Origin of the sequence: Dactylosporangium sp. NPDC049525 (assembly GCF_040676755.1) — a bacterium.
Lineage (GTDB): Bacteria > Actinomycetota > Actinomycetes > Mycobacteriales > Micromonosporaceae > Dactylosporangium.
In genome coordinates, this window is the sequence record NZ_JBFAPO010000077.1 from 1 (window position 1) to 24,818 (window position 24,818).

The window sequence follows — 24,818 nt, forward strand, 5'->3', positions numbered from 1 at the left end:
CGGCCTCCAGCGCCGTGAACGCCTCCGCGGCCCGGCCGTCGGCCAGCATCCAGCCGGCGAAGCAGGCGGCCCAGGCGGCGTCCTGGCCGGCGCCGCGCAACGCGGCGAGTCCCGCGGCGCGGCACTGCTCGGCGTCCCCGGCCATGCCGCGGCGGCGGTGCGCGGTCGCCAGCCGCCACCAGGTCCTGTCCCTGAGCCCGCCACCCACGCCGCCCGTGCCGGCCGCGTCATCCGCGTCGGCCGCGTCGAGCGCGTTGGCCGCCGGGCGCAGCACGGCGATCGCCCCGTCGAGGTCGTCCTGCTGCAGGAGCACCGCCCCGGCGATCGCGGCCTCGAGCGGGTGCGTCGCGGGCAGGTCGCCGGCCGCCGACCGCAACGCGGCCGCGTCGTCACCGTCGAGGGCGACCAGGACCGCGGCAAGCGGTGACGGCTCGGCCGCCGCGGCGGCGCGGACCCGGGCGTGGTCACCGGACCGGACCGCCTCGGCGAGCCGCAGGTGGACACCCGCTCTGCCGAGCAGCGGGCAGAGCGGATGGCCGGCGGGCACCGCCTCGACGGCACGGACGAACGCGTCGGCGTGCACGGCCCCACCGTCGCGCAGCGCGGTGATCGACCGGCACAGCAGCCCGAGCGCGGTGACCACACCGGTCGGGCCGGCGACCGCCGCGGCGTAGCCGCCGAGCGCGGCCGCGACGTCGGCGCCGGGTCCGCACAGCGGCCGGGTGCCGTCGAGGAACGATCCGAACGCCTCGACCACGGCGCCGGCGGCCGGGTGCGCGGGCGGGATCCGCTCCGCGGCGGCGCGCAGGTGCCGCGCGCCGGTGCGCAGGTCGCCGCTCGTCTCGTAGGCCGCCCCGGCTCCCCAGCCGCCGTCGTCGGAACGGCCGCGCAGGCACAGCGCCGCCGCCAGCAGCAGCAGGTCCAGGCCGGCGCCCGGCGCCTCCTCCCGCGTCGCGACGTCGACGGCGTTGGTCGCCGCCCCCACGAAGGCATCGAGCTCACCCACCGGCAGGTCCGCCGGCCCGGCGCCGAGCAGCCGCAGGACCTGCGTCCACGGTTCGCCGTGGCGGTCACCGCTGAGCCCGGCCAGCCTGACGCGGGCCGCCCGGCGTGCGGCGCCCAGACCGACGCCGGCCACCGCCGGGACCGCGCCAGGCACGGGTGCGGCCCGGCTCCTCGGATCATGCACCGTCGCGGGACGGCCCGGCGGGCCGGCCGCGACCGGTGCGGACGGCGCCACCCCGACGCCGGCCGCCACGAACGCCGGCAGCTCCCGTTCGACCTGTTGCAGCATGGCCATCACCCCCGTCATCCGGCCCCCGTCCACCCCGTGGCCGGGGCGTATCGCTTGCAGTGCTTCGGCCGCGGTGAGCAGGTGCTCGACCGCCGCCGCCGTCCCGGTGGCCGCCGGCGGCCCGTCCCGCACCTCGCGCAGGCACCGCACCGCGTCCTCGATGTCGGACCCGGCGGCCGGCCGGAGCTCGCCGGCGGCGCCGGACGAGCGCAGCCGCACGGCCGCGCGGCCGAGATACAGCTGCCCGAGCATGAGCCGGGCCAGGGCGCCCGGCCCGGGCGGCAACTGCCCGGATCGCAGCGCTTCCTCGCAGGCGTCGATCGCTGCCGTCAGGTCCGCCGGCCCGGCAGGGTCAGCGGGACCGGCACGCCGGCACCGTTCGCTCAGCGCCCGGCCGAGTTCCAGCAACGTGGCGGCACGCGCCGCGCCGGACAGCTGTGCCAGCCGTGCCCGCAACGCTGTGACGTCGTCCATGGTGTCGTCCCTCCGACCGGTCACTGTCCCGAGTGAACGAAGCCGGCCCACGCGACAACGTGCGCCGGGTCGGTGTTGCCGAGCATCTGACGCAGGCGGACGGGCATGGTGACGGGCGCTTGGCGGGCGTCGTCGAGCATCCACAGCTGCGCCCGGCGCAACGCGTCCCAGGCTGGGCGGCGTTCGGCCATCAGGTAGTGGTGGAACATGAACATCAGCAGTGCGGTGGCGCGCTCCGGCCCGCTCCACCGCGCCGACAGCACGCTGCGCACGCCCGCGGCGAGCAGCGCCGTGCCGAGGTGGTGGGTCTCGTCGTAGCCGTGCGCCGGCTGCCCGGTGTGGCAGGCGGCGAGCACGACGAGTCCGACCGGGTGCCGGGCGCCGGCCGTGCCGGCGGCCAGTTCGTCGGCGGTGAGCCGGGCGCCGCCGGCGAGCAGCAGCTGGGCCGGGGCGGCCCGCATGCCGTGCTGCGTCTCCCCGTGCGTGGCGAGGTGCAGCACTGCGCCGGCCTCGGCCCCGTCGGCCCGCAGCCAGTCCCGCACGTCGTCGGGCGAGCCGGCGCCGGACCGGCTCGTGCGGCCGTCCGGGTACCGGCCGACGTAGCGGGCGCCCAGGTAGAACGCCTGGTGGATGGCGTAGGCGTCGACGCGGGCGGCGGCGAGGTCGGCAGCCTGCCCGCCGGTGTCGGGGTCGGCGACGATGAGGCCCGCGGACGTCAGCGGCACCGGCACGGCGGCGGCCGAGGCGCACAGCATGCGGGCCGAGGCGGCCTGCGAGAACGCGGCGCGCTGCACCGCGTAGACCCGGTCGGGATCTCGGGCCGCATGCCACGGGACCCTTGCGAGGTCGCCCATCGGCACCAGCACGAAACGCGGCACGCTACCCGTGGCGCGGCCGGTGTCGAGGGACCGCTGCAGCAGCGGGCCGACGGCCGCGGTCCACGCCCAGCCGCACAGGTCCTGCATGCTCTGCCGGAGCTGGTTCGACGCGTCGTCGCCGGTCCCGTCAGGCCCGGTCGGGCCGGCGGCGAGCGCCCGCAGATACCGCGCGACGGGCGAACCGTGCTCGACGGTCAGGTCGGCCAGCGGGATGGACAGCGGCGCGCCGTGCGCGGGAGCGAGCACCGCCCAGCCGCCGTCGGGACGGACGCCGGGCACCAGGTACACCAGGGCGTCGGCGTCGAGGCGGCGCAGCGCCGCCTGGATCTCGGCGAGCCCGGGCGGGTCCAGCAGGCCGGCGTCGCGGGTCAGCACCTCGAGCACCGCCCGGCGCAGGTCGGTGCCGGGCGGTCCGGGTGCGGCACCCAGCCAGCGCCCGGCGAGCTCGGCGTGGCCCGCCTCGACCAGCCGGGTGGCCGGGTCGCGCGGTTCGACGGCGGCGAACAGCATCAGCCCCCGGCCGGTGTCCAACGCCTGCAGGGCGCCCGCCGGGTCGTGCTCGACCAGGCACCGGACGGCGAGTGCCGTGGCGCCTTCCTCGGCGTCCCGCGCCGCGCTGCGGGCCGACGCCCGGTCCGGCTGGAGCAGGACCCGCCAGGCATCGTCCCGCAGCCCGTCCAGGGCGACCTGACGCGCCGGCGCCGGGTCGTCGACGAGGCGGACGCCGTCGACGAACCTCCAGCTCACGGTTGCGGCGCCAGGTGCGAAGATGTCGGCGGGTTCGTCGGACACTGATACTCCTCGGTCCGGGTGGACGAATTAGGTGCTTCCTGCTCTGACGGACGGCAACGGCGGTCCGTGCCGGTGTTCCGGAACGAACCGCCGTCCGGGGCCGCTACCGGGCGGCCTCCTCCCGCAGCAGGACGAGGACCGCGTGGACGATGCGCTTGCGCCGGGCCGGGTCGCGGACCAGCTCGGCGGCCCGCTCCAGGCCGTCCGTGCGTGTGCCGGGAAGGCGGTCGAGCCCGTGCGTGGCCGATGGCGACCCGAACACCGTCTCGATCACCTCCGGCACGACCCGGTCGGCCGGTTCGCCGCCGCGGACCCGGCTGCGGACCGTGTCGAGCGCCGCCGCGGCGAGCTCGGTCATCAACATGTCGTTGACCTCGTCGACGCCGACGAGGATCAGGGGTTCCGGGTCCGCCGCAGTCCCGTCCGGCGCCGGCCATTCCTTCCAGACGGGTGCCTGCTTGCGGCCCAGCGGGCGTTCGATGTTGCGGTCGTACCATGCGGGCTTGCGGCGCATGGCGGTCAGGACGGTCTCGACGTCGGCCGCGACCGCCGCCTCGTCGGGCCGGTGGTCGCCGAGACGGACCGCACGCCGCTGCGCCCAGACCGTCAACGGCCACACGTAGCTGCCCGCGGTCGACTCGACGCCGACCCAGTCGAGGATCGCCACCGACAGTTCCAGCAGCCACGGGTCGTCCCCGAGGGCCCGCCGGATCCAGGTCGTCAGGCGCGGCCGCTGCGCGGCGCCCCGCTCGCTGCGGCGCCGGCGGTGCCCGTCGACGGTGGCCCGCTGCAGGCACATGACCAGCCAGCCTTCGAGATTCTGGATGGGGATGCCGGCGTTGGCGAACAGGTGGTCCAGCACCGCCTCGACGTCGTCGTGGAACCGGTCGAGGCACTCCGGTTCCAGCCGGTGAAACGCGGTGGCGCACAGGAAGTGGCCCCGGCTGTGCTCGAACCGCTTGGTCACCCGGGCGTACACGAGCGGCCAGACGATCTCGCAGGCGCCGGCCCGCAGCCACCGCCGCCGCGCCTGCGACCCGGTCGACATGTGATATTTGAGTGTGCCGTTCCGGGCGAGTTCACGAACGAACTCCGCCGCGCCGGGCAGTTCATCGGTATTCACCACAGGCCCGCGCCTCCATGTCGACTGTTGTGTCACCGCAGTCGCCGGAGGGCATGGAGTTACCCGCGGAAATATCCCGCGAAGCGCCTTCGAGCTGCGGACATCGATGCTTCGATTCGACCGCAGCGAGACGTGGGAATGTATTTCTGGCCGGCGATGTACCGTGGATTACGTAGGCGGCCGGCCGGCTACGTACGGGTGGGCCGGGTTCCCGCGCAGCGGGCCCCGGCCCAGGTCCGTGCCGGTCAGGCCATCTCGCTCGGGCGCGGGTCGTCGTCGAGGTCGAGCACCGCGGTCGCCGCGATCCTGCCGTTGAACAGGACGGTGACCGTCCGGCCCGTGTCGTCGACCAGGGGCAGGTCGACCAGCGAGCCGGTCTCCATCGCCTCCCGGACCTGCTTGACCACGACCGGCGCGTCCCGGTCGCTGATCTCCCACTGCGACTGGCCGACGATCAGCTTCTTCGCCATTGTTCGGTTCCTTTCGTCGTGCTTCGGATTCGGGTGTTCCCAGTGCTTTCCTGACGGACCGCTCCGGTGATTCAGGCCACCGGCTCGACCGAGAATGTGAACGAGAAATCCTGCGGGTGCCGCTCGTGCCGGCCGATACCGAACTGCTCCTGGGCGAGCAGCGACGTCCGGTACAGGCCGATCGCCGGCCCGATGATGCCCAGCAGCGCCCGGTACGCGGTGTTGACGACGGTCGCGCAGGCACCGGCCGTCGCCACGGCAACCGCCGCGTGCGGCGCGACCCCGGCCAGCTGCACGCTGGCGGCCTGCAGCGCGGGGTCGTTCAGGCTCTGGGTGAGCAGGTCCCCGATGGAGAGGCTGCCCTTGGTGTCCCGGGACACCCAGATCGCGATGTCGAGGAAGTCGACCGCGGGGCCGTGGTAGATGAGGAGGTCGTCCAGCGGCAGCCGGTGGCCGTCGCGGATGTTGCTGCACCGCACCGTCTCCGCGCGGTAGACGGGCAGCCCCGCCTGGTCGCCGGTGAGCACCACGGTGTCCAGCCGGACGTCGGCCTCGCCGAAGGCGCGGTTGCGATGGACGACGACGTCGGTCAGCCGCACCGCGACCCGGCCCGGCAGCGTGCCGCGCGGCGACAGCAGGCGCACCGGTTCGGTGGGCCGGTCGTCGAGGAGGAACGGCGCGTCCTCGGCCGTCGGCGGCGCGGTCGGGCTGACCGTGAAGTCGATCGGCACGACCGCATAGCGGACCTTCGCCCCCGGCGCGCTGCCGACCTCGCGGAACGCGCCGGTGACGGCCTGGGCCAGCAGGCGTTCCAGCGCCGAGCCGTGCACCAGCCGGTCCGGCACGGGCCCGGCGCCGCGGACGCCGGCCTGTTGCAGCACGCTCACGTCGACCGGCCGGTTGCTGATGACGGCCAGGACCGTCTCGGGCCGGGGGAACGTCGTCTCCACCCCGACCGGCCAGGTCACGTCGACGCCCACCAGCCGTTGGCTGTCGTCGTTCCAGCCGTACGTGTAGCTCGTGCGGGGTTCGATCTGGATGCCGCTCGGGTCGGCCCCGGTCAGCAGCCCGATCCGGGACGAGATGCCGATGTCCACAAGGGACACATACACCGGCGTCGTGCCGTCGTTGTGCAGCTGGATGTAGATGCGTTCGTCGCGGTGGGCGTACAGCAGGGCGCCGGACGCCGGCAGCGGCTCCCGTTCGTCGCCGCGCACCCGCCCCAGCTCCACCCGCACCTGGTGCTCGAACGGTGCGGTGTCCGACCCGAGCCGGCGCAGCGCCGCGGCCTGGGCGAGCCGTTGCAGGTTCGCCACGATCCGCGCGATGTCGTGCGGCGCCGACCCGCACGGCTCGTGCAGCGGGCCGACGAGGTCGTGGACGGTGAGCCGGCCCGCGGCGTCGACCTGGACCGAGACCGCCGTCTCCTCGCCCGGGTCGGCGACCCGCACGAGCGGCCGCCCGGTGATGGCGTCGCGCAGGTCGTCGCGCACGGGATGCCCGTCCGGCAGGCGGACCGGCAACGCCGGCGCACCCGCGACGGTCCGGTGCGCGCGGGCGTCCACGGGCACCTCGTCCCACCCCGGCGCGAGGTGCAGCGTGGCCGTGGCCGCCATCTGGACGACCTCCTCGACCGTCGCCGTGGCGATCGCGCGCGGGTCCGCCGGGTCGGTGACGGCCTCGGCCGTGTCGCCGGGCATGATGACGAACTCGTCGCCCCGCTGTACCTCGATGAGCGGCGCGCCGAGCAGGCTGATCCGGTTCCGGCCGGTGGCCACGACGGGGAGCGTGGCGAGCGGGGTCAGGTCGGTCACCTCGAACGGTTGCCGGTTCGACGGGCCTTCCGCCTCGGGGCGCTGTGCGGACTCGAAGTTCTGCACGTCGCGGCGGATCGCGTCCATCAGCGTCAGCCAGTTGACCCGCATGTCCTGCGTGGCCAGGAGCCTGCGCGTCAGCGCGTCGGTGAGCAGGCCCATGTCGACCCCGTCGACGTTGGCGCTCTCGAAGGCGGACTCGTGCGGCGCGCACGCCACGATCCGCACCGCGTTGCGATTGCTGTGAATATCCCGGGGGGCGTCCTTGAGCCCGTTGGCGACGAGCTGGTCGACGTGCCGCCGCACGTTCGCGTACGTGACGTTGGTCGACTGCCGCAGCAACGCCTTGACCCGCCGGGGCTTCTTGGACAGGTGCGCGGAGTGGCAGCAGTCGAGCACGACGGTGGCGTTCGGGGTGACCGCCGTCAGCTCGGCCAGCAGCGCCGACAGTTGCGTGCCGGTGATGCCGCGGAAGTCGTCGTCGGTGGAGTCGGTGTAGTCGTGCGGGACGATGAACTGCAGGTCGGCCTGCGACCTGCTGGTGCCGTCCCGCTCGGCCGGCGCGCGCAGCAGACCGCCGTGCCCGCTGTAGTAGACGACGCAGGCGTCGCCGGGACGGGTGTCGGCGATGAGCTTGCGGTAGGCGTCGAGGATCCCGTCCCGGGTCGCGTCGGAGCCGGTCACCGTGTCGATGCGGAAGTCCCGCGGCTGCAGCGCGCGGACCATCGCGGCGACGTCGTTGTCGACCCCCTGCAGCCCGTTGGTCTGTGCGCCGATCAACAGCGCCCTGTGCGTCATGCACCTCTCTGACGGACGGCGGTGGAGGTCAGCGGCCGAACGTCCCTTCGCGCAGCGCCTTGACGATCGCGTCGGACCGGCTGTGCACGCCGAGCTTGGTGTAGATCCGGCGCAGGTGCGTCTCGACGGTGCGGGTCGAGATGCTGCGACGCTTCGCGATCTCCGTGTTCTTCAGCCCCTCGTACAGCAGCCCGAAGATCTCGAACTCGGTCCGGGTCAGCTCATACGGCCAGCCCACCGGTTCGCGCCGGACGGCCAGGTCGAGCTGGGCGGCGGCGGCGAGGGCCTCCACCTGCCGCTGCAACGGTTCGGCGCGCAGCGCGTGGGCGGTGGCGTACGCCGCCCGGGCCGCGTCCTTCGCCTGATCCGGGTGCTGCTCGGCGACGGCGGCCTCGGCCTCGCGCCACCGTGCGTACGCCGCCGGGTACCGGCGGTCCAGGTTGGCCCAGCCCTGGGCGACACCGGCCCACATCATCGTCATGTTCCGGCCGCCGAGCAGCCGTTGCCGTTCGGCCTTGCCCAGCAGGACGAGCTGCTCGATCTCCGCGGTGCGCGACGCGTCCTTCACCGCCACCGCGGCCAGCTGGGCCAGCCGGTCGCTGAGCGAGCTGCCGGAGTCGCCGCGGTCCGCCGCGCAGCGCAGCCCGATCGCGCACAGCCGCAGCATCTCCAGCACGTTCTCGCCGCCCTGGACCGCCGCGATGCCGAGCCGCACCTGCTCGACCGCGTCGGCGTGCCGCCCCTCCCACAGCGCGAGCTCCGCCTGTACCGCATGGAACGGGCCAAGGAACCGCACGTCGGTGACCTGTTCGACGATCGACAGCGAGGCGATCATCTGCTTCGCCTGTGCGAACCGGCCGCGGGCGACCTGCACCTCGGCCAGCGTGAGCCTCGGGTACAGGCTCTCCCCCACCTGCCGGCTGAGCATCGACTGGGTGATGATCGCTTCCGCCTCGTCCCAGTACCCGAGCAGGACGAGCACGACGCTGGCGTTGTTGGCCAGCACACTGCCCTGGCGGGTGTCCTGCACGTCCAGCTGCTGCGCCTCGGCCAGCCCTTCCTTCGCCAGCTCCGCCGCGTCCATGAGCCGGCCGCCGTGCTCGAGCACCAGGCAGAGGTTGCTGTACGCCCGGAACAGGTCCTCGAGGTTGTGCACCTCCCGGGCGATGGCGAGTGCCTCGCGCAGGTGCCGCTCGGCCCCGGCGACGTCGTCGAGCATGCCCAGCGCCACCCCGGAGACGTTCAACGCCCGGCCCTCCTCGGCGCGGGCGTCGACGTCGCGCGCCATCACCAGCGCCTTCTGCGCCATCCGGCGGCCGTCGCGGTGCCGGCCCGCCCGCAGCTCCGCCAGCGCCCTCGCCGCCACGACGCGGGCCTTCCCGGCCGAGGCGGGCCGGTCGGTGAGCAGCGCGGCCGCCCGCGCGTACGCCTCGTCGGACCGCTTGCGCTGGCCGTCCTCCCAGAGGTGGTTGCCGAGCCGCTCGTGCAGCTCCCCGGCGAGGTCGGGATCGGTGACCGGGTCGACCAGCGCGATCGCCGCCTCGACGTGCCCGACCGCCTCCTTGAGGTGCCCGGACCAGCGCGCCGCGTCGGCGGCCGCGGCGAGGACCTCGACCAGCGGCAGGCCGGCCTGCTTCTCCGCGTCCTCGACCGCGTTCCACAGCTCCAGCACCCGGTCGAACTGCAGCTCCGCGGACGAGAAGGCGAGGGTGCGTTCGGCCGCCCGACCGGCGCGGACCGCAGCCCGCAACGCTTCCGGCAGCCGCCCCGCCCGGTGCCAGTGGTACGCCTCCTCGGCATCGGCGGTGACCGCCTCGCCGACGCTGAGCCGGGGGTCGGCGACGATCGCCTCGGCCATCGCCACGTGCAGCTCGGCCTTCGTGCCGGTGGCGGTGCGCTGGTACATCGTCTCGCGCAGCAGCGCATGCCGGAACCGGTACACCCCGTCGGCCTGGTCGGGCACCAGCATCCTGCGGTCCAGGCACACCTGCAGCGCGTCATTGAGCGTGTCACCGGCCAGCCCGCTGACCTTCCGCAGCAGCCGGTGGCTCATCCGCCGCCCGGCGACCGCGGCGACCCGCAACACCTTGCGGGCCTCCTCGCTCGCGCCGGAGACCTGCGACATCATGACGTCGTCGAGGATCGGCGGCAGGCGCACGTCGTCCTCGTCCAGCACCCCGGCCGCCATCAGCTGCTCGGCCTGGAAGGCGATGCCGTCCGACCACTCCATGCAGCGCCGCAGGACTGCGTCCGGGACCGGCGCGCCGCCGATGTCGCCGAGGAACTGCCGCAGCTCCTGCTCCGTGAACGCCGGCAGCGTCATGTGCTCGACCCGGCGCACGAAGTCGGCGTTGGCCAGCATCCCCCACAGCGGGGTGTCGCGCACGAGGTCGCTGGGGCGGTGGCTGCACACCAGCATGGTCCGGCGGCCCTCGGGCCGGGCCCGGGCCAGCGCGCTGACCAGCCCGAGCGTCGACAGGTCGGCCCAGTGCAGGTCCTCCACCACCAGCACGACCGGCCTTTCGGCGCCGATCTGGTCCAGCATCCGCCGCAGGGCGAGGAACACCTGATGCGGTGCGCCGAGACCGTCGGCGGCGGGCTGCCCGGTGCCGTTGAACAGGTCGGTCAGCAGCGAGTAGGAGGGCCCGCCGAGCTCCTTCGCCTTCGCCGTGCCGTGGTCCCGGTCGAAGCCCTCGAGCGCCTCCATGAGCGGCAGGTAGGGCATCAGGCCACCGAGGTGCTCGTCGCACGAGCCGTGCAGCAGGTATGCGCCGGAGTCCCGCGCGATCCTGGTGAACTCCCGCAGCAGCCGGCTCTTGCCGACCCCGGCGTCGCCGCTGACCAACATTGTCTTGGCCAGGTTGTCGCCGCTGACGGTGGCGAGGCGGAGCCTCAGCCGCTCGAGCTCCTCAGCGCGCCCGACAAACGTCTGGTCTTCGCTGTGCATGACCCATCCTCAGCAGCCTCCCCCGTGGCTGTCATCGCCCTTGCGTGTGGTCAGGTTCACCGTTGGCCTTCGCGACCCTACCCTCCGGGCGGTGCCGCGCACATCAGTCGCCGGTGTACACGGCGCCTCAGCGCTCCCATCGCCGGCCCGAGCGGGCACTGACCAGCTCCGGTGCCGGCCAGGATGCGCTCGCGTCCGGAGCGGCCAGCCAGGTGAGGACCTCGGGGAGCACCTCGACGGCGCCGAAGTGCGCGGTCTCGGTCTCGACCCGGATCTCCGCCCGGGGGATCCGGGCCGCGAGCCACCGCGCGTGACTCACCGGCGAGAAGTTGTCGTCGGCGCCGTGCCAGACGAGCACCGGCTGGCGGATGTCGGCGACGTTGAACCCCCAGTCGGACCGCAGCGCATAGACGTCGTCGATCCAGCCGTACGGCCCCGGCCGCAGCGCCTCGGCGTAGGTTTCGGCGAGGAGGCGCTGGATCGCGATGTCGTCGACGACCCGCAGGTCCGGGTCGGTCATCTGCCGCTGCAGCGACTTGACGAGGCTCACCGGGTCGCGGCGCACCCGCTCGGCCTGCAACCGGACGCGTTCGACGAGCTTGTGCCAGTCGGCGTCCGCGGTCGAATACTCCCGGATGTTGGCGTCGGTCATGCCGGCGTACCAGTCGAGGTCGTCCGCGTTCGCGGGCGCGACACCGACGAGCACGGCCGTCCTGGTGACGTGCTCCGGCAGGCAGGCGGCGGCGGCGAGCGCGTGGGGTCCGCCGCCGGAGCGGCCGACGACGGCGAACCGGTCGACGCCGAGTTCGTCGGCGATCGCCTGGATGTCTGCGGCGGCCGACGCGACCGTGCGCTCCCTGTCCCGATCGGATCCGCCGTACCCCGGACGGTCGTAGCAGATCAGTTGAATGCCGAGCCGGTAGAGGACGCCGCTCCTGGGTTTCGGCCCCACCCTGCTGCCGGGGGTGCCGTGCAGGAGGAACACCGGTGAGCCGGAAGGGTCGCCACTGATCTCGACCCGCAGGGCCCGGCCGTCACGAGCCTTCACCGCGCGTTGTGTGGCTCGTTCGTCGGACACTCGAGCCCTCCCGGGGGGTGTCTTTCGCCACGGAGGCCGGCCGACAGTGCGTCGCGGCGGCCTGGGGAACACGTCGATGTGTCTGCATAGGTTACGGGACTGTCGACAATCCATCACCGGTTCTGCGAATTTGTCGATACCGGACAAGGTCAGAACGGGTGCGGATCCAGCATCCGGTGGGCGTGACGACCCGCTCGCAGGGCGAGCACCGCCGGGTGGTGCTCGCCGAGCCGCTGCGCCAGCCGATCGAGCACGTCCGCGAGGCCGGCCGGGTCGGCGCCGTTGAACTCCCGGTGGATCAGCCCGAGGTTCGCCTGGCACCGCAGCGTGTCGGGGTGCTCCGGTCCGGCCACCCGCTGCTGCTCGGCCCAGGTCCGGCCGACCAGGTCCCGTGCCCCGCCCAGGTCGCCCAGCTCGGCCTGGATCACGGCCAGGTTGAGCCGGGCCGCGAGGGTGTAGGCGTGCCCGGCGCCCAGCACGACCGCCAACTGCCGCTCCGCCTGCGTGGCCAGCCGCTCCGCCTGGACCAGGTCCCCGTCCGCGCGGGCGATGGCGGCCCGGTTGTTCATGCAGACCAGCGTGTGCGGGTGCCGCCGGCCCAGGCTGGCCGAGTACGCCGCCTCGACCTCGCGCGTCTCGCTCCCGGCGGTCTCGTAGGCGAACCGGCGCATCGGCTCGGGTTCGCCGGTGCCGACCGCGAGGATGTTGCACGCCCTGCTCAGCCGGACCGAGAGCGTGTCGGGGTTGGCCGGTCCCCGCAGGTCGTTGAGCTTCTCGTAGGCGTCCTCCAGCAGCGGCGCCGCCTCCGCGGCCCGGCCGGCGCTGCGCAGCGACACCGCGAGGTTGGCCTTCGACACCAGGGCCCGCGCGGTGTCCGGCAGCACCTGCTCGAAGCGGTTCGCGACGGTGCTGAGCAGCCTGACGGAGCCGTCGTAGTCGCCGGCCTCGCGCAGGTCCCGGCCGAGGTTGTCGCCGGCGGCGAGCGTGCTCGGGTGCAGCTCGCCGAGCACCTTGCGGCGTCCCTCGTACGCCTCGACGTCGCGTTCGCGGGCCTGCCGGAAGTCGCCGGCCAGCCGGTAGGACACCGCGAGGTTGTTCAGGGCGCCCAACGTGCGGGGATTGTCGTCGCCGAAGAACTCCGACCAGGTCTTGTAGGTGATCTCGTCGCGGGCCAGCGCCTCGGCGTACATGCCGAGCGCGCGCAGGTCGCCGCCGAGGCCGCCGGCGGTCATCAGCGTGTGCGGGTGATGATCGCCGAGCAGCTCCAGCTGCTGCCGCAGGACCTCCTCGTCGAGCCGGCGGGACTCCTCGAACAGGCCGGTCTCGCGAAGGACGTTGGCCAGGTTGAAGCGCAGGTGCAGCAGCTGCCGCAGCAGGGTCTGGCGTTCCCGCTCCCCGGTGGTGCGCGCCAGCATCGCGGTCCACGTGGCGTCGATGTCCCTGCCGACCGCACGGCCGTCGGTGATGCCGCCGGTGAGCCACACGTACCGCAGCCGGTCGATCATCAGCTGCCGGACGGACTCGTCCTCGCACTCCATCGCCCCGGAGAACTCCAGGTGCGGCCAGAGCATCCGGTACCGCCTCCAGGAGTCGGGGTTGTCGACCTCGTCCTTCGCGTCCCTGGGCCGCGACGCCGCGAGCACCAGATGAACCTGGTGCTTCGCGCCGGCGAGCTCCTCGCTCGTCATGCGGCTGCGCACCACGTGCTGCAGCAGGCGGTGCACCTGGATCTGCCCGCCGCCGACGTCGACCTTCAACAGCGCGAGCCGGTTGATCTCCTGCACCAGCACGCCGCGGTACATCGGCTCCGACATCGCCGGATCCAGCTCGACCAGCGCGGCGGCGAGCTCGTCGCTGTAGATCAGGTCGAGGGCGATCTCCGGTGCCATCACCGAGCACAGCTGCAGCAGGCGGTAGGCGGCCGGCGACCGCTCCCGCAGCCGCTGCAGCGACAGGTCCCAGGTGGCCTCGACCGACTGGTTGGTCGGCGGGTTGACGAGGTTCGCCGGGCCGTGCCGCTCGATGTGGCGCAGGTACTCGCGGACGTCGGTGCCGGTCTCGGCGATCCACGCGCCCGCCGCCGCGACCGCGATCGGCAGGTCGCCGAGGAGCTCGGCGACCCGGTTCGCCTCGTCCGGCTTGATCGTCGGCACCCGCTGGCGCAGGTGCGCGATGCTCTCCCCGCGCTGGAACACCTCGACCTGCATGGCGGTGGCGCGCTCGGCCCACTCCTTGTTCCGCGACGTGATCAGCACGTGGGCGCGCTCGGCGGGCAGGAACGGCACCACCCGCAGGACGTCCTCCGCGCTGTCGAAGATCAGCAGGACCCGCTCGTAGGGCACGCCCCGGCCGATCGCGGAGACCACCGAGCGGGCCATGTCCGGGATGCCCGCCTGCTGCGGCAGGTCCAGCCGCGCGGCGAGGTCGGCCAGCTCGGTGTCGACGAAGTTCACCGGATCCGCCGGTATCCACCACACCACGTCGTAGGCGTTCTTGAAGCGGTGCGCGTACTCCATCGCCAGCTGGGTCTTGCCGATGCCGCCCATCCCCTGCAGGGCGACCGGCATGTCGCCGATCAGCAGCGCGGCGCTGCGCCGGCTCAGCAGGTTGGCCCGCAGCTGGCGCAGGTCGGCCTCCCGGCCGGTGAACTTGGTGTTGCGGACCGGCACGTTGAAGGCCACCGGTTCGGCGCCGGGGAACCGGACCCCGACGTCGCCCGGGTCGGGTGTCGGCCGGTTCGCCGGGAAGCCGACCAGCCGCAGCACCCGGTCGACGGCCTGCTGCTGCGACTGCCCGGCGAGGAACGCCGACCGGTCGATCGGGTAGCTCCGCAGGGGCCGCACGTCGGCCACGTAGATCGCGAGGGCACCGCGGGCGTCGCCGCGGTCCGGCACGGCCGTGTGCGCCTCGGTGTCGGCGTTCGCGTGCGAGATGATGGTGAGCTGGCGCGCGAGATGGTTCGCGGCGCCGCCCCCGCCGGCCGCGCCGGCCTGCAGGTCGTAGACCCGGATGCCGGCCTCCAGCAGCAGCTTCTCCACCCACTCGGCCCACATCTGGTCGGCCGGGGCGTAGCGCAGGGCGACGACCTCCTCGGCCACGACGACCTGCCGCACGAACCGGTTCAAGGTCCGCAGGCGCACCGACTCGTCCATGGCCGGCATGCGCTCCACCGCCCCGTCGGTGATGTGCGAGGCGAGCGCCTCGAAGGCGGCGAGCGTCGTCCTGGGCGATCTGGGCCAGTCGCCGAACGCGGCCAGGGTCTCCTCGTAGTTGTAGAAGGGCCGGTACGGCACCTCCACCGCGAACCAGTACGCCTCCCGGTCCGCCTGGCTCATCCCCTCCGGCAGGCCCGTGAAGCGTTCCAGCGCCACGGCCCGTCCCGCGTCGGCCTTCTCCTTCTCCGCCGGGTCGACCCGCATCGCGACCGGCAGCACCCGGATGGCGCGCTTGCGGCGCGTCTGGTGGACCGTCCGGGCCACCCTGGACGTGCCGTCGATGCCCTGTTCGCTGTAGGTGAAGCAGGCCACGAGGATGTCGGGCAGCTGCATCGTGCAGATGCCGGCCACGTCGCCCACCCCGGTGCGGCTGTCGATGAGCACGTAGTCGTACTTCGCCCGCATGTCCTCGCGCATCGCGTCGAGGAACTGGCCGCCGCCGAGGCGGTCGTAGAAGTCGTCCCAGTTCATGGCGTTGAGGTCGCGGGCGTAGGCGGTGTTGTGCTGGCCGGCGGCGAGGAAGTCGATCGCGCCGCCGGCGGGGAAGTGGTCCCACTCGAGGGAGAACGCGTGCGGCTGCACCTTGGCGTACTGCGCGAACCAGCCCTCGCCGGACGCGTCCTCACGGGTCGTCGCCCACTCGTAGGCGCGGATCATGTCGATCACGCCGGTGGCGACGTCGAGCGCCTCCTCACGGATGAACGGCTTGAAGAACCGGTGCAGGCCCGGTGAGTCCAGGTCCCAGTCGGCGACCAGCACCCGCTTGCCGTTCGACGCGAGAATCCAGGCGACGTTGGCCAATGCCATCGTCCGTCCCGTCCCGCCCTTGAACGAGTAGAACGTGACGACCTTGCCGGCCTGGTGCTCGCCCATCAATTCTCCCTCCCGGTAGTGCCTGGACCGTCCTGGCGACCGCGAAGGGTCGGGCGGGTCTCGTGCGGCCCCTGCGGCGGGAACACCATCCCGGTGCTGAGGTACTCCTTGCGGGTGCTTTCGACGATCGCCGGCATCCGGTAGGCCAGCTCGTCCACGTCCAGCACCGTGACGATCTGGCGGGCACCGACGCGCCCGAGCCTGGCGGTCACCTCCGCGGACAGGTCCGCGCCCCGCCCGGCGTGCTCCGGATCCTGACGGTCGGCGACCACCAGGCACACCACCCACGGGTGGAGGTGCTTCGCGACGAGGGTGAGGACGTCCCCGCCGCCCGGCGTGGCGAGGGTCCACGGGTCGACCAGCAGCAGCGTCGGGCAGCTGTCGAACAACTCCACCGCGCCGTCCTGGGTGGAGTCGATGATCCGGGTCGGCAGGCCCCGCCGCTCCGCGGTGTTGGCGGCGTAGTCGGCGACGGGCAGCTCGCGCATCGCACCGAACGGCCGCCACCGCTGCCGCGTCGCGCCGTACGGCGTCGCGGACCGGCCCGGCGGCAGGTGGTCGAGCGTCGGGCAGAGCACGCTCACCAGGAACGGCTTCTCGGTGTCCCCGGCGGGCCGGACCGCCTGGCGCTCGATCCGCACGTCGTCCAGCCGCATCGGCGCGGACGGGCGGACCGGCGACGTGCGCGCCACGTCCACGATGTGCCGCGCGAGCCGCTCCAGGATGCGCCGGTAGGCCGGTTCGTACCCGCGCAGCATGCACAGCGCACGGAGCCCGTTCTCCGCGTACTCCGGCACGCCCTGCCCGAGGGCGAGCGCCGCACCGTGCTCCGGGGTGTCCTCCCACGGCGGCAGCGGCACCCACAGCACCGGCACGACGTGCCGCAGGCGCTGCTCCGGCGCCGGCAGCACGGTGCTCAGGCGCTGCAGGAACGCCTCCCGCTCCCGCATCGGCCAGGACCTGTTGAAGTAGTTCGGGGAGTGCAGCGCGACGAACACGTCGGCGACGGCGAGCATCTCGCCCTGCACGGCCCGCCAGTCCGAACCCGGCTCGGCGAGGCCGGCGAAGAACCCTACTGTCGCCCCCTCGCGCGCGCCGGTCAGCTTGGCGACCTCGGCGGACAGGTGACGGAAGAAGATCCGCACGTTGCCGTCGGTGTCGGTCTCCTCCCGTCCGGGCAGCGGTTGCGAATGGGCGTAGCTCAGGAAGAACCAGCAGCGCGGCTTCGGTGGCGCCGATGTCATACGTCCTCCTTGCCGAACGTGGTGCCCTGGACGGCACCGGCGGCTCCACCTCGTGGACTCGGCGGTGGTGCCCCGCCATTGTCCGGCGAATCGGGTGTCGCCGCGGCCGTTCCCCATAGACTTCCTGACATGTCTTCTCCCGCGGGGCTGCTGTCCGGGCCGACGCCGATGGACCGGGCGGATCGGCTGGGCGACGCGATCGGCCTCGCCCCCGGCCGGCTGTGGATCAAACGCGACGACCTGACCCCGCTCGCCGGCGGTGGCAACAAGGTCCGCAAGCTCGACCACCTGTGCGCCGCGGCCCTCGCCGCCGGCGCCGACGTGCTCGTCACCGGCGGCGGCGCGCAGAGCAACCACGTGCGGCTCACCGCCGCGGCCGGTCGCCGGCTCGGTCTCGACGTGGTGGCCGTGTTCGCCGGCGAGGCACCGGCGGCCGCCTCCGGCAACATCGTCATCGACGCGCTCCTCGACATCACCATGATCTGGACCGGCAAGACCCGGCTCGCGGAGGTCGAGGCGGAGATCGCGGCCGCCGGCGAACGGTTGGCCGCGAGCGGGCGCCGGCCGTATGTCATTCCGGTCGGCGGCGCGGACCAGGTGGGCTCGCAAGGGTACGTGGTCGCCGCCGCCGAGCTCGAGCTCCAGGTCCCCGGCTTCGACCTGGTGGTCGTGCCCGCGGGCAGCGGCGGGACGCACGCCGGGCTGGCCGCCGGGCTCGGCGATCACGACCGGGTGCTCGGCGTGAACGTCGGCGCGTTCGAGGACGTGGCCGTGCGGATCGCGCGCCTCACCGACCAGACCGCCGCCTTCGCCGGCCGGCCGAACCCTTCCGGATCGGTGCGGGTCGATGAGCGCTACACCGCCGCCGGTTATGGCGCCGAGCTGCCGGACGCCCGGACCGCGATGCGGCTGGCAGCCCGCACCGAAGGGCTCATCCTTGATCCGGTGTACACCGGAAAAGCGCTGGCCGCACTCATGGCCGGGATCGCAGAGCGATCCATTGCCGTGGATACAAGAATCATTTTCGTGCACTGCGGTGGCACTTATGGCCTGCTCAGTGACAGATATTCGAACTGGATCGCGGACTGGACATCGTCCTGAAATATCCGATCATCGTATGTCGATGTTGATCGCGGCGTCATTACCGTCAGAGTTCGTGACCACAGTCGATGCAACCCAGGAATGGTTCGTCGGGCGGCGCGGGGACTGGACCGAATCCAGCGGCCGCATCACGTATCCGACCCGCAGCCAGGTCCTCGAAATCGCCGTCCAAATCGCTCGTCCGGTGCCCGGACACATTATGGACTTCGGCGTCTATCAAGGGTATTCCACGAGGATCATCCGGGACGAGCTGTGGCGGGCGAAGATCTGGGACCGCCGGCAACGCGGTAAGCGGATCTACGCGTGCGACTCCTTCGAAGGCCTCGCCGAGGACTACGAGAACCTGCCGGCCGGAAACTTCGCCACGCCGGTGCCGACACTGCGCCGGGTGCGCATCGTCAAGGGATTCTTCGACGACTCACTCACCCCGGAACTGGCCGCCGAGGTCGGCACGGTGAGCCTGGCCCACCTGGACGCCGACCTCTACAGCTCGACCGTCTGCGTCCTGAACTGGCTCGGGCCGCTGCTCGCACCGGGCAGCCTCCTGCTCTTCGACGAGTTCTACGGCGACGACCCCGCCGAGGCCCGCGCGTTCACCGAATGGCTGGAACGCACCGGGATCAAGGTGGCGATGCTCGCGCTGTTCGGCCGCGAGCCCAGCGGCCAGGGCGGCACGAGCGACCGGCGCGCGCTGTTCCAGGTCGTGTCGGACCAGCCGATCACCAAGGCCGCCCCGTTCCTCCCGACCCGCCTCCGCCGCCGGCTCAGCGCCAACTGGTGACGCCCCCTGCCGGTCCGCCCTGCCGTCAGCGTCAGGTGTCGTAGTCGCCGCTGTCCCATGGTTCGGTGAAGGCCATGTAGTCGCCGGGTTCGACGGTGACGTACCACCCGTCGTCGTCGTCCTCCGGCGGGTTGAGGATCAGGCCGAAGGTCGTGCCGAACCGGTCGACGGCGAACGGGGCCACCTCGATGCGGGTGAAGGTGACCTCGCCGAGTTCGCGCAGCCGCGCCTCGCGCGCCGCGCGCCACGCCGCGTCGTCCACCTCAGCCCTGGGACCGAAGGCGTCAATCCTCGCCTCCAGCAGGGCGCCGTGCTCGTCGAACAGGTACAGGGCGATGAACTCCTGCCCGCCGGTCCCGTCGGCGCCGGCGGGCTCGAACGGGGTGGTGAGGAAGAACTGCCGGCCGTCGGCGGTCCGCCCGACGTGCTCGGCGTGGTAGTCGTCGTGATCGATCGCGATGCGGCTCGGCGGTCCGGCGTCCATGCGGCGCACGCTACCCGCATCCGCGGCGCCACCACCCGGCCGCCCGGCCCGCCGCGGCAGGCCGGCAGGCAGGGCGGCGGCGGGTGGGCGTCACGAGAGGTTGGGCAGGAACTCCGCGAGGGTCTCCACGGTGCCCCACAGGCAGGCGAGCAGGATCGGCACGCCGACGAACCAGGTCTGCAGGCCGCCCCAGCGTTGCCGGGCCCACGTCGTGGCGAGGGCCGCGAACACGAACAGCTGCAGCCAGAACACCAGCGGCACCAGCGCGTCCGGGTCGGCCTGCATCGCCTTCTCGGCCACCGCCACCGAGGTGGGGCGGCCCGGCAGGCCCGGCTGGAGGTCGCCGCTCTTGAGGATCGCGTCGACGTACACGACCCGGTTCGGCGCCCAGCCGCTGCGCCACCCGTCGGCCTCGGCCGTGACCAGCGTCAGCCGGGCACCGCCGGCGGCCAAGGGGGCGGGCAGCGGGTCCTTCTCCCGGCGCAGCCCGGTCACCTCGTACCGCATGATCCCCAGCCCGCTGGTGACGGTGATCGCGTCGCCGGGCTGCAGTTCGGTGATCCGGCGGAACGGGCCGCCGAACGCCGCCGCGTGGCCGTAGATGACGGACGTGCCGGGCTGGCCGGGCAGGGCGGTGTCGCGGCGGTGGCCGGGGCCGTCGCGCATGACCCCGGAGCTGGTGCCCTCCACGATGACCTGGCTCAGCCCGATGTTCGGCACCTCGATCAGCGCGACCGCGGTGCCGGCCTCGATCTCGCCGCCGATCGGCGCGGTGGCCAGGGCCAGCTTCTCCCGGAACCCGTTGTAGAGCTGGTGCTGGGTGCGGGACTCCTGCACGGCGCTGACCCCCAGCGCGTACGCGACGAGCCAGCCGGACAGCAGCGCCAGCGTCAGCAGCGACCGCACGGCGATGGTGACGGCCGGCGGCACCGGCACCTTGCTGAGGCGGACCGGCTCCGGCTCCAGGTCGTCGAAGTCGTCGAAGTCGTCCGGGTCGTCGTCGGCCAGGTGCTTGGGCCCGGACTTGAGTACCGCGGTCATGTCGCCTTCCACCAGGTCACGACGAACGTCACGGCGCGGGTGACCGAGCCGATGAGGAAGGCCGCCAGCGCGATCACCACGGCGACCGGCAGCGCCCAGGCGGCCAGGGCCGAGGACAGCCCGGCGGTGAACCCGGCCGGTCGCTGTGCGGCCACGGGCGGCTGCGAGGACGACGCCGACGGTGTCGCGCCGGAGGGGCGCGACCCGGGGGCGGGCACGGTGGCGTTGCCGGTGCCCGTCCCGCCACCGCCGGCCGCCGGGGCCTGGGTGGTGGGGGCCGCGGCGGCCGGGACCAGCAGCGGCACCGCGCCCGCCTGCGCCGCCACCGCGTCGGCCGCGCGCAGGGTGTAGGCGACGAAGTCACCGAGCCCGTTCGCGGCGGTCAGCGGCAGGTAGCCGGGCGGGAGCTGGCCGTTGCCGAGCCCAGGGGTCTGCCCGTCGCCGACCGCGAACCGCAGCAGCTGGGCGAGGTGCGTGCCGTCGGCGGCCTCGAGGTTCTGGGTCGGGACCGTGGCGTAGACGACCATGGTGCCCGGGTAGGCGCCGACGGCGTCCGCGCTGACCAGCTTGTCGTACTGCATCAGCCAGGTGTTCGTGGCCGCGTCGGGCTTGGCGAACTTCATCGCCGCCTTCATCGAGTCCTCGGTCGGCTCGACGAAGGTGCGGCCTTCCCGCCCGTCGAACTTCTCGGTCGTCGACGCCGTCGAGTGCGACTGCAGCGCGGCCGTGTTGAGCTGGAGGAACTCGGCGTCGGCCAGGCTGGTGATGCCCAGCATGAAGCGGCCACGGAACTCCTGCCGGCCGATCGCGCCCATGTTGACGCCGATCGGCTGGCCGCCCTCGTCCCGCAGCAGGGTGCAGTTGACGTGGGCGTTGGACAACGCGTACTGCACCCGCAGCGCGATGCTCGCGAGGTCCGCCACCGGGGAGGCGACCAGCGGCATGTACGGGATCTGCGCCAGGCCGTCGGTGAACTCCGGCTCGGAGCAGCCGGTGTAGGGCGTGAAGTGCTCGGAGACGAACGAGTCCAGCAGCGGCCAGCTCGTCTGCGGCAGTTCGATGCCCTTGTACTTCGGGTTCACCACCATCTTCCACGGGTCCGGCGTGCCGTTGAGGAACGCCCGCGCCTCCGGGTCGGCGTTGAGGTACGCCGACAGCGCGTACATCACGTCGGAGTTGCCCGACAGCGCCAGCAGCGTCGAGGAGCTCAGCACACTGGCGAACGCATCGCCGACGGTCGGGTTGAGCGCCTTGAACTCCGGGTCCAGCGCGACGGTCAGCGGGTTGCCGGCCATCGTCTGGTACCCGTCGGCGGCGGGCGCCTTGCCGTAGGCGGCGAGCAGGTCGCTCTTCGTCGGGTACGACTCGCTGAGCAGCTTCGCGAGCAGCCGCGCGTTGAGCTTCAGGTCCTTGTACTCGTTGCCCTTCTCGTCGTCCATGACATAGCTGATCGCGAAGCCGGTGACCGCGATCGGCGCGCTGACCGTCGGGATCGGATACGGATCCGGCGGCGGGACGCTGACCAGCGCCGCCTTCACGCCGTTGGCCACCAGCGCGGACTTCGCCTGCGGCTCGCCGAGACGCACGTGCCGGAACTTGAAGCGGCTGGGGTCGGTGCAGAACGCCGTCGCCCACTGGTCGGTCGCCTGGACCATCAGCTCGGAGCCGACCAGGTCCACCGGGGTACGGGAGTCCGCAAGGTCGCACAGGTTGACGGGTGGCCCGAACGAGAGGGGGACGGTGATCCGGTTCTGCCAGTTCGAGGCGCTCCACCAGAACTTCGCGGTCACCGCGACGTCAACCTGGTCGGGGTCGCTGTTGTCGTAGAACTCCCCGACGCCCTTGCGCCCGGTCGCCTTGCACTTGGGCCCGGCGAAACGCAGGTCGCTGGCCGTCGGGCGGTCCGCGGCCGGCAGCGCCGCGGCGGCGAGGTCGCAGCTCAGGCCGATGATGGGCAGCACCACGAGGGTGCACACCACGGTCATCGAGCAGCCGAGCGACTGGTTGTACTCGTCCGACGTCACCACGAACTTGATGCTGCCGGCGCCGTCCTTGTTGCTCGCCGCGTAGGTGGTGTTGGTCGGGGTGGCGTCCTTGTCCTCGACGTTGACCATGTCGGGCGCCAGGACCGGGCCGCAGGTCTTGTTCTCGCGCCGGTTGAGCGGGTAGTAGGTGACGTTCTGCGGCGCCGGGCCCACGAACGGCACGAACCGCGACGGCGGCGTGACGTCGGACAGGTCGCAGCCCTCCGGCAGCGACGGCGGGAGGCCGACGGTCGCCTGGCGGTTCGCCGCGCTCTCGTACCGGTCGAGCCGCCACGGCGGGAACGCCAGGACCGGGTCGGTGTACCGGCGTTCACCGACGCCCTGCGTCCAGCACGTCGTCGGGTCGAGCGGGTGCTCGGCGGTGTCGGCGCCCCGGCACTGCATGACGACGACCGGGTACTCCTGCAGCGGCGCCTGCACGCTGTTGGGGTTGCTCGACGTGGCCAGCGTCGGGTGCGCCCCGGTCCAGCTGACCTTGATCTGCTGCCGGTTGCGCAGGTTGGTGACCTGGCTGACCGACGCGGTGACGGTGAGCGGGTCGCCGGTCGTCTTCGTGCCGTCGGCCTCGATGTGCTCGCGCACCATCGTCTTGGAACCGGTGAACTCCGGTGTCACCTCGTCGGACGGGGCCGTGTAGCCGGCCCCGGGCAGGACCACGCCGGCGCAGATGAGCAGCACGACGAAGCTGGCCACGCGGCGGCGCCTCACGACTCCTCCCGGCGGCGGCGCAGCCAGCGGCCGAGGAGGGCGGGGCCGAAGACGACGAGCAGCAGCAGCGCCGCCGCGGTCGGGCCGAGCACCTTCATGTGCTTGCCGGTCTTGAACGCCGCGAGGTCGTTGGGGACGCCGACGGCGTTGGCGTCCCCGCCACTGCCGCCGCCGTTGCCACCGCCGCTGATGACCTCACCGGTGTCCGGGTCGATCTGGGCGCCGGCGGTCGCCCCGGCGCTGCCCGACGCCGACGGGTTCGTCGTGGTGCCGCCGTTGTTGGTGCCGCCGTTGTTGGTGTTGTTGTTCGTGCCGGTGTTGCCGGTCTGGGATCCGGTGCCGGAGCACGGTCCGGCGCCGCGCTTCGCGCAGTCCGGCGGGTTGGGCGCGATCTCCGCCAGGTGGTTGCGGGTCGGATCGCCGGCGATGAACGTCGGGTTGTTGCACTTGTTGACCGGCTGCGTGGTGACGGTGACCGCCGGGTCGATGTCGTGCAGCTTCTGCAGCTGCTCGAAGCCCGCCTGGACCAGGTTGATCGGCAGCGGCGAGTAGCCCGCGATGCCCATCGAGGCCTGCCCGGCGCAGATCGAGTAGGACATGAAGTCGACCAGCGTCTGGCGTTTCTCGCTGTTCATCTTCGCGTCGTTGCCCGTCGGCAGGATCATGTACGAGTAGGACGAGAGCGCATACGTGCGCTTGTCCGGATTGACGTAGACCTGGTCGAGCTTCTGCAGCAGGTACTTCAGCGGGTCCGACTTGTCCATGTTGATCTCGGCGGCGCGCAGCGCGACGGCGACGTTGAAGTCGGTCGGCTTGGTGAAGTAGCCGGCCTGGTTCTCCAGCTCCACGACCGGGTAGCCGGCGTTCTGGGCGTAGGAGTACTCGTCGTAGCCGATGGCGCCGTTGCTGGAGCCGGCCTTGACGGTGTTGATGACCGAGTCGGAGCCGTTGACCGAGATCGGTTGCTTGCGGGGCCCGTCCTTGCCGGTGATCGGGAAGTACTCCGTGAACTCCGACGAGCCGCTGTAGGCCCGCCACAGGCTCGGGTACTGCTTGGCCAGGTACGAGGTGAACTGCGCCGTGGAGCCCGAACCCTCGGAGTGCACGACCACGATGATGGGCAGCGAGGGCAGCTTCCGGCCGTTGTTGTCGGAGGTGACCTGCGGGTCGTTCCAGTCGGTGATCTTCCCCAGGAAGATCTTCGCGAGGGTCTCGCCCGACAGCCGGATGTTGCGCACCAGCTGGCCGCCGACGCGGACCTGGTAGACGAACGCGGTGCCGCCGGCGACGATCGGCAGGTAGGCGAACGGCCGGCCCTGCGCGTCGTCGCGCTGCCCGGTCGTCGAATCCGTGCCGCGGAAGCCGATGTCGGAGATGGCGAAGTCGTTGGCGACCGCGGCGAAGTCCTTGCGGCCGGTCGCCGAGCCGGTGGAGGTGAAGTCCACCTGCAGGTTCTGCTTGCGCACGTCGGCCACCCACTGGGCGATGGCGTTGGCGCTCCAGGACGAGCCGGTGCCGGTGATGCGGGCGTGGCCGGCGGCCGAGGCCGGGGCGGCCGGCACGATCAGGCTCAGGACGATCGCCAGCACGGCCACGATGGCCGTCCGCGAACGGGCGGCGGCGGAAGTCTGCACGATGGTTCCTCGTCTTGGGGTATG

The 24,818-nt window shown here is 72.7% G+C and carries 15 protein-coding genes; 2 read left to right on the forward strand and 13 right to left on the reverse strand.

Annotated features, from left to right (window positions below):
* The 9 genes from AB0K00_RS51600 to AB0K00_RS51640 all read right to left on the reverse strand — a co-directional run.
* The coding region (locus tag AB0K00_RS51600) for a hypothetical protein (RefSeq protein ID WP_363538208.1) at nt 1-1,768 on the reverse strand (1,768 nt) is incomplete at its 3' end.
* Between the two features lie 20 nt (nt 1,769-1,788).
* A complete protein-coding gene (locus AB0K00_RS51605) occupies nt 1,789-3,438 on the reverse strand; it encodes a CHAT domain-containing protein (protein ID WP_363538209.1) in 1,650 nt (549 codons plus the stop codon).
* Nucleotides 3,439-3,541: 103 nt separating this feature from the next.
* Nucleotides 3,542-4,564, reverse strand: a complete 1,023-nt coding sequence (locus tag AB0K00_RS51610; protein ID WP_363538210.1) for a hypothetical protein — start codon at nt 4,562-4,564, stop codon at nt 3,542-3,544.
* Between the two features lie 242 nt (nt 4,565-4,806).
* A complete protein-coding gene (locus tag AB0K00_RS51615) occupies nt 4,807-5,031 on the reverse strand; it encodes a hypothetical protein (RefSeq protein ID WP_363538211.1) in 225 nt (74 codons plus the stop codon).
* A gap of 71 nt (nt 5,032-5,102) precedes the next feature.
* On the reverse strand, nt 5,103-7,643 hold the full coding sequence (locus AB0K00_RS51620) for a caspase family protein (protein WP_363538212.1): 2,541 nt from the start codon (nt 7,641-7,643) through the stop codon (nt 5,103-5,105).
* Between the two features lie 28 nt (nt 7,644-7,671).
* Nucleotides 7,672-10,590 carry an AAA family ATPase gene (locus tag AB0K00_RS51625; protein WP_363538213.1) on the reverse strand — a complete coding sequence of 973 codons (2,919 nt, stop codon included), beginning with the start codon at nt 10,588-10,590 and terminating at the stop codon, nt 7,672-7,674.
* Between the two features lie 127 nt (nt 10,591-10,717).
* Entirely contained in the window at nt 10,718-11,638 is a 921-nt protein-coding gene (locus AB0K00_RS51630; RefSeq protein ID WP_363538214.1) for an alpha/beta hydrolase, read from the reverse strand.
* A gap of 179 nt (nt 11,639-11,817) precedes the next feature.
* The gene (fxsT, locus tag AB0K00_RS51635; protein ID WP_363538215.1) at nt 11,818-15,756 is read right to left on the reverse strand and encodes an FxSxx-COOH system tetratricopeptide repeat protein; all 3,939 of its coding nucleotides are present in this window, start codon (nt 15,754-15,756) and stop codon (nt 11,818-11,820) included.
* Nucleotides 15,756-17,000 (reverse strand): TIR-like protein FxsC, encoded by a 1,245-nt coding sequence (locus tag AB0K00_RS51640; protein ID WP_363538216.1) that lies wholly within the window; start codon nt 16,998-17,000, stop codon nt 15,756-15,758. The genes fxsT and AB0K00_RS51640 overlap by 1 nt, the downstream gene beginning before the upstream one ends.
* Nucleotides 17,001-17,129: 129 nt before the next feature.
* Between AB0K00_RS51640 and AB0K00_RS51645 the strand changes: the two genes are divergently transcribed.
* On the forward strand, nt 17,130-18,101 hold the full coding sequence (locus tag AB0K00_RS51645) for a pyridoxal-phosphate dependent enzyme (protein ID WP_363538217.1): 972 nt from the start codon (nt 17,130-17,132) through the stop codon (nt 18,099-18,101).
* Between the two features lie 55 nt (nt 18,102-18,156).
* Nucleotides 18,157-18,882 (forward strand): TylF/MycF/NovP-related O-methyltransferase, encoded by a 726-nt coding sequence (locus tag AB0K00_RS51650; protein ID WP_363538218.1) that lies wholly within the window; start codon nt 18,157-18,159, stop codon nt 18,880-18,882.
* A gap of 31 nt (nt 18,883-18,913) precedes the next feature.
* Here the strand turns inward: AB0K00_RS51650 and AB0K00_RS51655 are convergent, their stop codons facing one another.
* From AB0K00_RS51655 to AB0K00_RS51670, 4 genes are all read right to left on the reverse strand, one after another.
* Nucleotides 18,914-19,366, reverse strand: a complete 453-nt coding sequence (locus AB0K00_RS51655; RefSeq protein WP_363538219.1) for a hypothetical protein — start codon at nt 19,364-19,366, stop codon at nt 18,914-18,916.
* Between the two features lie 90 nt (nt 19,367-19,456).
* Nucleotides 19,457-20,407 (reverse strand): sortase, encoded by a 951-nt coding sequence (locus tag AB0K00_RS51660; RefSeq protein ID WP_363538220.1) that lies wholly within the window; start codon nt 20,405-20,407, stop codon nt 19,457-19,459.
* On the reverse strand, nt 20,404-23,160 hold the full coding sequence (locus tag AB0K00_RS51665) for a hypothetical protein (protein ID WP_363538221.1): 2,757 nt from the start codon (nt 23,158-23,160) through the stop codon (nt 20,404-20,406). The genes AB0K00_RS51660 and AB0K00_RS51665 overlap by 4 nt, the downstream gene beginning before the upstream one ends.
* Nucleotides 23,157-24,794 (reverse strand): substrate-binding domain-containing protein, encoded by a 1,638-nt coding sequence (locus AB0K00_RS51670; protein WP_363538222.1) that lies wholly within the window; start codon nt 24,792-24,794, stop codon nt 23,157-23,159. Before AB0K00_RS51670 ends, AB0K00_RS51665 begins: the two co-directional genes overlap by 4 nt.
* Nucleotides 24,795-24,818 lie beyond the last annotated feature (24 nt).

Coding starts and splice junctions, on each gene's coding strand:
- AB0K00_RS51615 (WP_363538211.1), bottom strand. CDS start 5,031: ATGGCGAAGAAGCTGATCGTCGGCCAGTCGCAGTGGGAGATCAGCGAC.
- AB0K00_RS51620 (WP_363538212.1), bottom strand. CDS start 7,643: ATGACGCACAGGGCGCTGTTGATCGGCGCACAGACCAACGGGCTGCAG.
- AB0K00_RS51625 (WP_363538213.1), bottom strand. CDS start 10,590: ATGCACAGCGAAGACCAGACGTTTGTCGGGCGCGCTGAGGAGCTCGAG.
- fxsT (WP_363538215.1), bottom strand. CDS start 15,756: ATGGGCGAGCACCAGGCCGGCAAGGTCGTCACGTTCTACTCGTTCAAG.
- AB0K00_RS51640 (WP_363538216.1), bottom strand. CDS start 17,000: ATGACATCGGCGCCACCGAAGCCGCGCTGCTGGTTCTTCCTGAGCTAC.
- AB0K00_RS51645 (WP_363538217.1), top strand. CDS start 17,130: ATGTCTTCTCCCGCGGGGCTGCTGTCCGGGCCGACGCCGATGGACCGG.
- AB0K00_RS51655 (WP_363538219.1), bottom strand. CDS start 19,366: ATGGACGCCGGACCGCCGAGCCGCATCGCGATCGATCACGACGACTAC.
- AB0K00_RS51660 (WP_363538220.1), bottom strand. CDS start 20,407: ATGACCGCGGTACTCAAGTCCGGGCCCAAGCACCTGGCCGACGACGAC.